The following is a 12,782-nucleotide window of genomic DNA, read 5'->3' on the forward strand; positions in this document are numbered from 1 at the left end:
AAAACTTCAGAAATATTTGGAAAGTGCCGGAAAATATACTGCATTACACTTTATAAAAGGTGTAATTGAGAAATACGACACAATTTCGGGTGTTGTTGGAAATGCGAAACAGGTTGTGGAGTAAGTATGATTTTTATAATGAGGAGTTTCGCATATTTTTTTGCATTTATTATGTCATGCGTTGGGATTTTTTTCACTTATAAAAATGAAACGAATGGATATTTAAAAATTTTTAAAATTCTTTTTCTTGTACTGGCAGCAATAGTTTTTATTGTATTTTGTATTCAGGATTTTATAAATTTTATAAAGACAATGAAAGGAGAATAGCCAGCAGTATTTTTCCAAAACTCCGTAGTTTTCGAAGAAAACTGCGGAGTCGCCGCCCCTGCTCCTACGTGTATGAGGTCAGTACCTTGCAGCCAAAGGGGCACGCCCATACAAAGAAGGTATAGGAAGTGCAAGAAGGTAGGCGAGTTTTTACAGACGCAACACAGAACAGCCAAAGCGGCTGTAAAAAACTCGGTAAGCACGGCTCACGCAAGGGAGCCGTGCGGCGATGGGAGGAATCTATAACACGGTGAACTTCCATTTGTATCATTATGCGGGCATCGGGCAGCGAAGCGACAGCGAGCTTCAAGCCAATAATCCGGTGAAGTATACGGACCCGGATGGAAGAAAAACACGTTCAGAAGATGTGCAACGACAAATAGACGTATTAGGAACAAAACCAAATACACCTATTAATGATACAGTTATTCTGAAATTTCAAGAAAAAGCGATAAAATATATCGGCAATGATCCGGAAGTTATTAAATTTGAGAATTCTGAATTGAAAAAATTAGCATCGGATGAAAGTTCGATGGTTGATTCGTATACCGAATCATATTCTGAGACAACAATTGAACATGTTGAGCAGCCTTTGAATGAACAACTGAATTATGCTTCGAAAAAATATTTCGGGCAGAATACAATTATTGATGATCGAAATGCAAATAAAACTAAAACTAAAACGAAAAAATATTCTATAAGAATTTTTACTGTACGGAATTTATCTCCGGAAGGTGAAAGCGATGTTTATAAGTCTTTTATAGATTTCAATGATGATGGAAATATAGATTTTATAGTTTGGGAGAATGTTAATTTAAATGACTAAACAACAAATATATTTATTGTTTTTAATTATTATTACCTTATGGGGGTGTACATCAACCAACACCATAAAAAATAATAAAATGACGAAGATTCAGAACTCTATTAAAAGAGAGATTTCTAATAGCAGGGTCCGTGACGAGAAGGAAGCTTTGGATTTTCAGATTCGTCTACATAAACTGCAGTACGACAATCCAAACTCTGATACACTCTTAAAATATTTACAAATAAACGGTTATATTGAGGAGGATATAAGAAAATGTTTCAGCGAAAAAATAGCAAAAACTATATTAGAAGAATTTTTTGGAGAAAAATATAAATTATTTTCAACGGATTATATTCAAATTAAAATAAACAATATTAGTTTCTCTGCGGCATATCTGTATGAGCATATGGATATTCCTAATATAGCATCTTTTGTCTACGTAACAGAAAATAATAATCCTGAAAAAATGAGGCTATTTTATAAAGTAAATTACTCACTTGAATATTCAGCTATTGGAACTTTAAATAACGGTAAGGAATGTTATATTTTTTATTGATGCATGCTAAAAACCGATTGTTTATCAAGGTAAAATGCTATATATATTCTATAAGCGCGTGAGGGATTGCAGCGATATGGCCGTACGTGAAGTGCTTGCATTAAAACAACACGGCCATACAAGCGAAAAGCCCGACCGCCTGTAAGGCGGGCACGCCCATACAAAGAAGGTATAGGAAGTGCAAGAAGGTAGGCGAGTTTTTACAGACGCAACACAGAACAGCCAAAGCGGCTGTAAAAAACTCGGTAAGCACGGCTCACGCAAGGGAGCCGTGCGGCGATGGGAGGAATCTATAACACGGTGAACTTCCATTTGTATCATTATGCGGGCATCGGGCAGCGAAGCGACAGCGAGCTTCAAGCCAATAATCCGGTGAAGTATACGGATCCGACGGGGAGGGAACTAGATACCGTTGTAAAAACTGTAGAAACAACTATAGATTTGGGTATAAAATTGGCTCCCTTATTTGAAGAACCTAATCCAGATAATCCGATGACTAAAGAAGAGGCGATACAGAATATAAATAATATACAGGGCTTGCTTAATAATATGGTAGGGCTTGCAAAAAAGGATACTGGGACTTTTGCTTTTACTATTGTGCTGGAAGGACTTTGTACCGGTATTGCTTTTGATACAGGGTTAGTCGATGCTTTTGTGGATTTAAATGATAGCTTAAAAGAGAAAGGTCTTGATATCATGAAGATGAAGTTTTCAGGTTCTATTAATTTATCTTCTAACGCAAACCTTAATTATACGACACAATTTGAACCAAGTTTTAACGGAGGTTTTAACTTCAATATAAATTTCAGCGGTAATTTAAATGTAGCGATTGACAACGAAAACTCATTTACTCTTGGGACCTTAGCTGATATTACGATTCCATCTAAGCTAATGCCAAGTATGCAACTTTCTTTTTCATATAAAACACGATTCTAAAAATATAGGAGGGTAAGATAAACATGATAGATTCTATAATTTTGAAAAAACAAATTATATTTTTGACTTTTGCAATTGTGTTGTTTTTGACGAACTGTAAAACAATGGATAACGGTGAGCAAGAAGAAAGTGATGCAGAAGCGTATTCTATACCACCTGAGCTACCGATTCCGGAACGATTGATTGAATTAGGGGAAAAATACCGTGAAGAAGGGGATAATTTAAAAGCCTTAGATTGTTTCAATGCTGCTATAAAAATAAATCCTTCTTATGCACCTGCCTATACGTATAGAGGACTGTTTTATATAAGAACAAAAGCATATACGGAGGCACTGAAAGATTTGGGAGAAGCAGTAAAATTAACCCCGTATCCTAATCCCAGAAGCAGAGAGGATGTGATGGCGTATATTTTTTACGGCCTTTGCCATTATGAGCTTGGCAACTACGAGCAAGCAATACCGGTTTTTACAAAAACGGTAGAAAAAAATCCGTATTATGCAGATGCTTATAATTTCCGAGGGCTTGCATATTCCAAGTTGGGGCAATATGAGCAAGCATTGGAAGAATATACATTGGCAATACATTTCGGTAAGATCGTAAAAGGAGCCCAAGACGTATACTATCTGAATAGAGGTTGTATTTATGGTGTTCTAAAAGATTATAAAAAGGCTATCGATGATTTTACAAAATCCATAGAATTTAAAGCTGATAGTGCCGAAGTTTATGTTGAACGCGGCAATGCCTATAATTTTTTGGAAAAATATGATAAAGCATTGGAAGATTTTACTCATGCATTGATATTGAAAAGTAACTTGATGACGGCATATCTTGGCTGTGGAATGGTTTATTTTAATATGGGAAAGTATGAAGAATCGGTTGCTGCATTTACAAAAGCGGAAGAAATAAATCCGTCCGTGTATGCCTATGGAGGGCGCGGTAGCGCACTGATTTACTTACTAAAACATGAAGCGGCGGTAAACGATTTTAATCGGGCATTAAAATTAAAACCGATGGATGGGTCTCTTTATAAAATGCGCGGGGTTGCGTATTTAAATTGGGGAAAATATCAAGAAGCAATACATGATTTTGATGAAAGTGTAAAATTGAATCCAAATGATTTGGAAACACGACAAGGCAGAGAAGAGGCATATAGAGCGTTGCATTCAATTATGGAAGGTTATACATTTATTTTACCGCCGTCAAAATTGCATGCGGAGATGAGTATACAAAACCAGCGTATCGCTAATCCCGATAGGTGAAATATCTGTAGCTGTCGCAGGACAAAATGGAGAAGGTAGAAGAGCAAGTTTTAATACAAAAGATGGTTTTACAGTAGATGATGATATTCAAAATACAGAATATGGGTTTGATACAATGCTATTACTAGGCCCCAAATTCAAGGACACCCAAGATGATGATTAAAAGAATGATAATTATTTTCTTTTGTACTATTTTTTTTGTTTTTTCTTTTTTTGGAATAATTCATATTTTTTATCCAGAACTGGAGATTACACAAGAATATAAAATTAAAATGATTGCTATTATTAAAAAGCTATCTATAGAAATGCTGGCTGAAAATGAAATATTTTACGCTGAGAGTGATTTATATTTTATCAAAGAAGATTCTGTCACTCGCGTCGTACACGGAAACCAAAGGGAGAGAAAATAGTTGAATCCGGTACCTATAAATATAAAGTAAGCGGTTCGGAAAATATTTTTACGGTTAAGTGGAATAAGTTCTTTGACGAAGACGAAATCGAAATACAGGCAATTTATCTTCTTGATAAAAGAACAGGTAAGAAAGTGACTTTGCATACGAATGATACTTAGATGCATTGAGCGGGTGAAATTATATATAAATTACTTTATATCTATAAACAGCATTTTACGTCCGTGTCAAATGCTTAAACGGAACACGCATTTGTGCGGGCGTTCAGCTGTTCTAAAAATATTTTGCAAGTCTGCGGCAGCGACTTTTGCAAACTCGTTAGACAAAAAAATAAAATTACCGCAACAGCCTGTAGACAACAGGATTTTTGTATCATACAATAGTTGAAGGTACTTTAGAAACATTTATATAAGCGCGTGAGGGATTGCAGTGGAAATGCCCGGCAACCCAGGAACATATCGCCAGGCATTGAAACGGAAAGCCCGACCCTTTAGCTGCCAAACCCTTGCAGCCAAAGGGGCACGCCCATACAAAGAAGGTATAGGAAACGGCAGAAGGTAGGCGAGTTTTTACAGACGCAATACAGAGTAGTCCAAGCGGCTGTAAAAACTCGGTAAGCACGGCTCACGCAAGGGAGCCGTGCGGCGGAATGGATGGAATCTATAATACAGTCAACTTTCATTTGTACCATTACGCGGGCAATAATCCGATTAGATATACAGATCCGACGGGAAAGGCGGTTATTGTATATATGAAATATGGTTTAATTGGAGGTAATGAGAACGACAAATATGTGGTTCGTAGTCAGAATTATTTTGAAACAGCAGTGTTTGATAAAATACAATCAGCGGCATATCCAATTCTTGGTAAAACTTTAGTCAATCTTCAATATAAAACTAATGGAGAATATAAAATAAACGAAGATGGGAAAAAGGGAGTTGATTATACATCTATTAGTCTGTCGGCTACTTCTATTGCCGGTGATTTGAAGTTGTCGAGTTTTTTTGAAAAAGCTGGTGCCGTTGTAAGCTTTCTAAATTGGCTCGGAGTAGGGAAAAGTCTGGTAAATGCATATTTAAATTTGAAATCTTTTGCATTAGAAGATTTGACTTGTAGTTTGTTTGTGAATGAATTAAGTTCGAATTCACCGCAAATAACTGAAAAGTTATATTTGTTTGCAAAGAAAAGGCTTACAGACTTAGAATTTATATCAAAATTGTCTGTAGACTATGATTATCTTGGCTCTATAACAAGTTATAATTTTTCAGACCCTATTGATCTTGAAGTGATCAAAAGTGATATAAATAATTATAAACGAGAATTAATGTACGGAGTCAATTATGAATAATGGAGTTTACTTTTGTAAAGTCTTATTTATGGGTGAACTGCTTATTATTATTTCTGCACTACCTCATTTTTTCATAAGGCGATTGCCGCCTAAGTTAATAGGTCTTGGATGTATTCTTTTTTCTGTAGTTTGGCTTTTTTTAAGTATTTATATTGTATTTTTTAGAGAGTTGTAGAAAAAACATGCAAAAATATGAATTAAAAAATTTTTTAAAGGTATGACATTATTTTTATTTGGATTATTTATTGACACTTTATAATACACATGCACAATATAATCTGACAATGTCAAGCGAACAGTTATACAACAATTTTAAGAAAAGATGGAAACAAGATCTCCGTATTTCAAATTGGAATGATAAAGAGCATTCCTTTACAGTTGACTATTAAGGGCGAAGACTATGAAAAAGTATATTTCTATTTTTATTATTATGATAATACCTTTATTAGGTTGCAGGGGAAAAGAAAGAATGGGCTTTATCAACAGGGATAAATTAAATTTACAGATGGCCGAAAAAATTGTAAATTGCATAAATGCTAGAGATGTCGAGGGGTTGTATGGCTTGTTCTCTGAAGATGTCAGAAACAATGATTTGACACTAAACGAAGATATAAGAAAAATATATCAGTATTTAAATGGACAAATCGAAACATATGAAAAATGGGCAGTCGGCAGTACGACAGATATTGAAAAAGGGCAAAATGCAACCTATTATTATTCAGCTTTTAAAATTATGATTAATAGAATTGAATACTATTTGTATTATATCTACTATCCTAAGAATGATTTTCGTTCAACAGCAATAGGTTTGAAAAGTCTAAAGATTGTTAAAGTTGAAGAGAATGATGAATATTTTTGCTATTGGCCAGATATGGAACAAGGAGTTTTTCTACCCGATGAAGCAGAATAATCCTGATGTAATAAAAGCAATTGTGGCAGGTATTGCTGTATACAAAAATAAACGGTTAGACAGGTATTTTTCACAAACGGATTGGGTTAAAGCTATAAGAGATTATTTCTTTTGTCGGAACGATACTGACTACTTTAAACTTTACAATGAAGTAATGGCAGGAACGTATGATTGAGTATTTTCAACAAGCCTTTTTTATTCTTTCTTTTTTAGTGATGTTACCGTTTTTATTAAAATTACGCGATATTTTATACGGTATAAAGAAACCATCCGATTTGACTCAAAATCCTTTGTTGATATTCTTTGCCGTATTAGGGTTTATAGGTATATTATATATATTAAAAATTAATGGTTTTTAAATCTTAATAATCGGAAACCGCCACGCAAATAAATGGCCCACATATCTCCGATAATTATATAAATACACTCTGGAGGTTTTTTGTGAAAATGAAAAATAAATGTTTCTTGAATCGTTTTAAAGTTATATCGGTTTTATTATTGTATTTTGGAATTGCAATTTTATATTTATCGTGTGAAAATAAATATAATCCGTTAAATGATAAAAGTATTATACCGAATATTAAGCTTTTAGATAATCAATGGAAGTTTATTTTAACAATCTACTATAACCCTGTTACGTATTTAGATAGACCTCTTGAGCTGGGCGAAATAAGAGATGGAAGATTTGAAATAAAAAAAGAATACGTGTTTTATGAACGTTCTTTTCCTCATTTTCTTTCATCGGTATTTTCTGAAGCACCTGTTTTACTTACCAAACAGAAAATAGAACAAGCCAGATATTCTAATTTTGTCTTTACATTATGTGAAATTAGAAATGAGGAAGGTAAACTTTTGCTGTGGTATACATATGACGATAATTCTGCCGAACCGAATATGCTTTTGAATGGTAATGCTATTGTAAAAAATAGAAAATTATGTAATTTTACGAAATCTATTTTGAAAAATGCTTGTAGCCCCGAATAAAGTGAATACTTTTTATTGTTCAAAAATTATTTTTTTACGCTAGACAACAGGATTTTTGTATCATACAATAGTTGCAGGTAGTTTAGAAATGTTTATGTAAGCGCGTGAGGGATTGCAGTGGTGTGCAAGCGGGCATCTTAAATATCGCTGCCCGCTTGCGCTACATTGCTTTAAGTTCGCACATTTGAAAATGTACTCACACTTAAAGATGTTATCGAGCGTAAGCGGGAACCCCGAAAAGCGGTTCAACACTGTACTTTCGTGTACAGTGTTGAACACGAGTTTCACCTATGTGAAACTCGCGACAAGCAACGTAATCGTGCCGTCCGTAGCACGAAGCTGCCAAGGCCTTGCAGCTAAAGGGAAACGCCCTTATAATAAAGAATATGGAAGCAGGTAGGCGAGTTTTTTCAGACGCAACACAGAACAGTCCGAGCGGCTGTAAAAAACTCGGTAAGCACGGCTCACGCAAGAGAGCCGTGCGGCGAAGCGCCCACTTAATAACCGATTACAAAGGGGACGAGTACGAGAGAGTAGAATACACACCCTACGGAGAGTATTGGATAGAAAAAAGAGCGACGGAGAACAGAACCCTGCCGTTTAAATTCACCGGCAAAGAGCGCGATGAGGAAACGGGACTGTATTATTACGGCGCACGGTACCTGGACGCTAAAACATCACGCTGGCTGACCACAGATCCGGCGCTGGGGGAGTATATGGCGGGAAATTCTAATGGAATGTCCGGTGGTATTTTTAATACCATTAATTTCAACCTTTACCATTACGCCGGAAACAATCCAATTAGATATACTGATCCGACGGGAATGGAAAGTTCCGATGAAATTATGCAACAAATAAAATCACTGCAGGCAGAGATGGCAAACAGTATGAATGAGGGGCAGGAAATAACAACATCACAGATGGATATTTTTAATTCATTGATGGGAGATTATAATAGAGCTATAATTGATGAAGGACGATTAAATGTAGATGATTATATAGAAAATGGAACGATAACAACCGACTTTGAAGAAGCACAAGATGCGATTGGAAATTATAGAGTAAATTTTCATACAGGAATAGATGTTGTAGGCGGAGATTTAAAAACTCCATTTTTTATAAGAGGTATAGGCGGAAGTGATACAGGGTCAAATGAAAAAACGTTTGAAATTATAGGAACAGATTTAAAAATGCGAGTGTTACATGGAGATGCCAATGGTTTAAAAATGAGTCAGGATTTTTATAAGCCGGGGGATACAGTTATGTCGTTTCCGAAAAAAAATAATTTCAGCATAGCAAGTACAGGACGACATTTTCATATTGAATTATCAAATGGAAGTAATTTTGTAAATCCATTTACTTTAAAGCAAAGTTCTAAAGAATTTTGCACAACATTTGATGGAGGAAAAACATGGATACCAAGAACTACAAAATTTTAGTTTTATTTCTTTTATTTTCTATTCATACTTATGGGGAAAATAATATGGAAAGAATGTGTGGAGTTTGGGCAGAAAAATCTACTGAAAACAAAATAGATTATGCCGTTTCAATAACAAAACTACAGAAAAATACATATTTTGTTATTTATACCAGCAATTTTGAGAAACATGTATTAGATTTTTCTACAGTTGGTTATGAAAAAGATAATAAGATTTACATAAGAATAAACGAAGAGCGTGAATTTTATGTGGTTTTAAAAGAAGCTTCTGATACTAAACATGATATAATATATGTTTTGTGGAATCATGATTTTCCAGATGCAATCTTTGGAGATGTGCCGTTAAAACGAGTTGAATATTTATATGATGATATTTTACAAGAAAAAGAAAAACAACAGGCAAAAGAGAGCTATGAAAAAAACTTAAAAGAATGGATATTAAATCATAATTATTAAAATCTTTATTTGATAATGAAATATAAAATGATAAAAGCTATCTGTTACCTGGACGCGAAAACATCAAGGTGGCTGACAACGGATCCCGCGTTGGGGGATTACATCCCCATGGCGCCCGTGAATGATGAGGCGAAAAAGCATAATCAGAACTTGCCGGGCATGGGTGGAATATATAACACGGTGAACTTCCACCTGTATCATTATGCGGGGAATAATCCTATTAAGTATACGGATCCGACGGGGAAAGCAGATAGAAAAAATCATTTTACAGTTGAAGAAGTTTATTTTTGGGGATACGGAACAATTGATACAAATTTAAATGGATATAGTTTCAACTTTCAAGAGATTGTTTATGGGGACAGTCTTGCAATATCAAAAGAAATTGAAAATGTAAAAATTCAAATGGATGATCAGTTTAATAATGGAAAAATTAGTGTTACAAAAGATACTTTAATTCATTTATCAATGAGTAATACGAACAATACCTATGAAGATATTGAATTAATTCAGAATATTAAAGGAAATATTTATTTTTCAAATCAGCAAGCCCCAGATCAATTCTTAAATAAAAAAAGATCAACTTATTTTTATTATGTATCCGAAAAATATTATATATATACTAATAATCAAACAGGGGATAGGTATTTGCTTGATAAAAATAATAAGGTGGTTACACAAATTGAATAAGAAATTAATATATGCTTTTTTATTAAACTTTATTGGGTTTTCTTTATTTGCGGGAGATTTAAGTACTCTGGAAAGAGATGTGAAGAATTTTCCTAAAGAAGGATATAGGCCTTTATCATTGGGTGTTGATTATTATTTAAATAGTCAGGGAATAATCAAAGAGCTGGATTATAAATATGCTTTTTGTATTTGCGGCAAAGGTTTCTTTGTTGTGTTAAACCAAAACCAAGAAATTTTGTTTACTCGAAACGGTTTCTTTTGTGTTAATGATGATGGGTATTTAATAAACAAAGACGGATATCTTGTTTTGGGAATCGGTTCTGATATTCAAAATAAAGAGTACAAATATATTTCATCCGAATTGGTGTCGGATAAAAAAGATTTTAAACAAAAGGGTTTAAAAAGAGTTGATTTGAATAAAAAAACTGTTATTGATTACTTTTTAATAACGGATCCGGAAAATATTATTTTTTTTCAAGATGATTATATAATTGCCCAAAAATATATCCCTGTAAAATCATATATAAGGCAATATGCAAGAGAATCTTTTTCTATTAGTTTTGAACAATTATTGGATATATGTTTAGAAATTTTTGAAATTCAAAAAGAAGATACGAATAGAGAAAAGAAAAAACAAATATATGTTTTATTAGAATATCAGAAGGAAATTATTTTCAATGAGAATATTTTTGATACAAACGATAAGAAAAGATTAGAAGAAAAATTGCAAGAAATAAAGGTTAAGATTTAATTCTCATATGAAATATTTTATGCATTTAATAAAATAATAAACAATTAAAAAAACATTTATAAGTTTTAACCCTATAGTCTTTGCAAAAACACTGCGTCCGTCGTTGTCGCTTGTATTGTATGCCGTTTCTCATTTTATTCCGAAACGGCGAAAATTCGTTAATCCTCGAAAATCGATATTTTCTGTGGTTGACGAATTTAAAGGAAAGCCCGTATAATGATAAATATGGCAGAAAGTAGGCGAGCTTTTACAGAGCCGGAAAATCATTATCCTATTGGAGGTTCCGAATGAATTTGCTCAGAGATAATATGCTTCATAAACAGTTAACAAGTATTAAAAGTGTAAAAGGCTCTCTTATATTATCTTTAAATGATGGTAGTATAATCACTCTCTTCAATCATATTACGTCTCCCATTGAACAATCATTAAATAGGAAAAACTATTACTGATGTTAAACTAGATGCAGACGTGTTGAAAATCATTTTCAATGGAACTGGAAACATCGAGATGGGAATAAAAGCAGATGACTATGTTGGACCCGAAGCATTTTTATATCGTGGCAATAATGGAGTTTTTATTTCTAGCTAATATATATGTTTTTAGTACAAACAATTAATACTATATATTTTTGCTTTACAACCGACCCGGCGTTATCTGATTACATACCTATGGCGCCCGTGAATGATGAAGCTAAAAAACACAACCAAAACTTACCCGGAATGGGAGGAATCTATAACACGGTAAACATGCACCTGTACCACTATGCCGGGAATAACCCGATTAGATATACAGATCCGACGGGGAGGGTTGATTGGGATATGGTTGGAAAAGGTATGGAAAACCTATATAAGGGTTTTGGGAAAATGGGGACTGGAACCTTAATCTTAGGAGGTTCTGGTGCTATAGAAGCTTTATCAGCGGGAACAGCAACTCCAGTAGTAGCTGTAGCTGGAATAATTGGCGGTGGTTTTGTTGTGAATGGATTTACTCAATTTGTGATTGGAGCTGCAGAAGTTATTGGTGGTCTTTCGGCACCAGAACCTGATAAAATAAGTCCAGTTGATGATATCCCTAATACTATGAATGAGATAATGGCAACAACGATTGATAGTGTTGTTACGGCAGCCACAGGTGAAAACTGTACGAAAGCAAAAGAAATAGCCAATTTTATTGATGATAATGTTGATATACCGGCAAATACTGTTGTGGATATATTAATTCAATATCAACAACCTCTAAATGAGCCAAGTCCAATGGATTTGCAAAATAGATATATAATTGAAGATAAAAATTAATAGGAGATATCATAATGCTTAATATCATAAAATATTTAGAAGAACAGTTAATACCAATGGGATTGATTTTATTATTATTATTGTCTATACGGGATTTGACTTTTATTGAAAGAATATCGAATAATAAAAGTTTAAAAATAATTGCATATATAGTTATCGTTATCTATTATTTTGAGATACTAATCAAAATTGCAAAAATAGCTATTAATTAATACGGTACATCAAATATATTTTGGTTAATAACTGGAAAGAGTTATTAATTCCATCAATTATGATTGAGCTGGTTAATCTTAATATGGTGAGTTAAATTATAATGATATTGTTACACAAAATCGCTATATAAGATTCAGAAAATATATGTTGTTAATTTTTAAAACCCCGTAGTCTTCGAAGAAAACTGCGGGGGCGCAGCCGCAGGCTCATAGCCTTCGGTGTTTTCAGCTTTATGATAAACACCGCACACAAACGGCACGGGGGCTTTTTAAGCTGTCGAATGTTCAAAGCGTTTTTGCCCCCTAAACAGAATGTGCAGCGGCCCTGTAAAAATATTTGTGTAAATGGCTGAAAATATGATACTCTAGGAGGAGTATATGACAGCCAGAAAAAACAAGAAAGAA

The 12,782-nt window shown here is 33.9% G+C and carries 14 protein-coding genes and 2 pseudogenes; all 16 read left to right on the forward strand.

Annotated features, from left to right (window positions below; genetic code table 11):
- The first annotated feature begins 556 nt into the window (after positions 1-556).
- The 16 genes and pseudogenes from H0R92_RS10950 to H0R92_RS11025 all read left to right on the forward strand — a co-directional run bounded on the left by H0R92_RS10950 (position 557) and on the right by H0R92_RS11025 (position 12,165).
- Complete coding sequence (locus tag H0R92_RS10950) at positions 557-1,153, forward strand: hypothetical protein (RefSeq protein WP_432964556.1); 597 nt, start codon at positions 557-559, stop codon at positions 1,151-1,153.
- On the forward strand, positions 1,146-1,691 hold the full coding sequence (locus tag H0R92_RS10955; protein WP_432964559.1) for a hypothetical protein: 546 nt from the start codon (positions 1,146-1,148) through the stop codon (positions 1,689-1,691). Before H0R92_RS10950 ends, H0R92_RS10955 begins: the two co-directional genes overlap by 8 nt.
- A gap of 279 nt (positions 1,692-1,970) precedes the next feature.
- Positions 1,971-2,627: a hypothetical protein gene (locus H0R92_RS10960; protein ID WP_432964562.1), complete on the forward strand. Its 657-nt coding sequence runs from the start codon at positions 1,971-1,973 to the stop codon at positions 2,625-2,627.
- Between the two features lie 23 nt (positions 2,628-2,650).
- Positions 2,651-3,886 (forward strand): tetratricopeptide repeat protein, encoded by a 1,236-nt coding sequence (locus H0R92_RS10965; protein WP_432964565.1) that lies wholly within the window; start codon positions 2,651-2,653, stop codon positions 3,884-3,886.
- A gap of 152 nt (positions 3,887-4,038) precedes the next feature.
- Positions 4,039-4,296 carry a hypothetical protein gene (locus H0R92_RS10970; RefSeq protein WP_432964567.1) on the forward strand — a complete coding sequence of 86 codons (258 nt, stop codon included), beginning with the start codon at positions 4,039-4,041 and terminating at the stop codon, positions 4,294-4,296.
- 751 nt (positions 4,297-5,047) lie between these two features.
- Positions 5,048-5,644, forward strand: a complete 597-nt coding sequence (locus H0R92_RS10975) for a hypothetical protein (RefSeq protein ID WP_432964570.1) — start codon at positions 5,048-5,050, stop codon at positions 5,642-5,644.
- A gap of 400 nt (positions 5,645-6,044) precedes the next feature.
- On the forward strand, positions 6,045-6,554 hold the full coding sequence (locus tag H0R92_RS10980) for a DUF5104 domain-containing protein (RefSeq protein WP_432964573.1): 510 nt from the start codon (positions 6,045-6,047) through the stop codon (positions 6,552-6,554).
- A complete protein-coding gene (locus H0R92_RS10985; RefSeq protein WP_432964576.1) occupies positions 6,541-6,729 on the forward strand; it encodes a hypothetical protein in 189 nt (62 codons plus the stop codon). The genes H0R92_RS10980 and H0R92_RS10985 overlap by 14 nt, the downstream gene beginning before the upstream one ends.
- Complete coding sequence (locus H0R92_RS10990) at positions 6,722-6,913, forward strand: hypothetical protein (protein ID WP_432964579.1); 192 nt, start codon at positions 6,722-6,724, stop codon at positions 6,911-6,913. Before H0R92_RS10985 ends, H0R92_RS10990 begins: the two co-directional genes overlap by 8 nt.
- A gap of 82 nt (positions 6,914-6,995) precedes the next feature.
- The gene (locus H0R92_RS10995; protein WP_432964582.1) at positions 6,996-7,538 is read left to right on the forward strand and encodes a hypothetical protein; all 543 of its coding nucleotides are present in this window, start codon (positions 6,996-6,998) and stop codon (positions 7,536-7,538) included.
- A 386-nt stretch (positions 7,539-7,924) separates the two neighbouring features.
- Positions 7,925-8,977 carry an RHS repeat-associated core domain-containing protein gene (locus H0R92_RS11000; protein WP_432964584.1) on the forward strand — a complete coding sequence of 351 codons (1,053 nt, stop codon included), beginning with the start codon at positions 7,925-7,927 and terminating at the stop codon, positions 8,975-8,977.
- On the forward strand, positions 8,950-9,432 hold the full coding sequence (locus H0R92_RS11005; RefSeq protein ID WP_432964587.1) for a hypothetical protein: 483 nt from the start codon (positions 8,950-8,952) through the stop codon (positions 9,430-9,432). The genes H0R92_RS11000 and H0R92_RS11005 overlap by 28 nt, the downstream gene beginning before the upstream one ends.
- A gap of 45 nt (positions 9,433-9,477) precedes the next feature.
- Positions 9,478-9,678: pseudogene (locus H0R92_RS11010) on the forward strand (RHS repeat domain-containing protein); the annotation flags it as partial.
- Between the two features lie 433 nt (positions 9,679-10,111).
- A complete protein-coding gene (locus H0R92_RS11015; RefSeq protein WP_432964590.1) occupies positions 10,112-10,870 on the forward strand; it encodes a hypothetical protein in 759 nt (252 codons plus the stop codon).
- A gap of 641 nt (positions 10,871-11,511) precedes the next feature.
- A pseudogene (locus H0R92_RS11020) lies at positions 11,512-11,673 on the forward strand (RHS repeat domain-containing protein); the annotation flags it as partial.
- Between the two features lie 15 nt (positions 11,674-11,688).
- The gene (locus H0R92_RS11025; RefSeq protein ID WP_432964599.1) at positions 11,689-12,165 is read left to right on the forward strand and encodes a hypothetical protein; all 477 of its coding nucleotides are present in this window, start codon (positions 11,689-11,691) and stop codon (positions 12,163-12,165) included.
- Positions 12,166-12,782: the final 617 nt, after the last annotated feature.

Origin of the sequence: Treponema sp. OMZ 840 (genome assembly GCF_050937815.1) — a bacterium.
Taxonomy (GTDB): Bacteria; Spirochaetota; Spirochaetia; order Treponematales; family Treponemataceae; genus Treponema_C.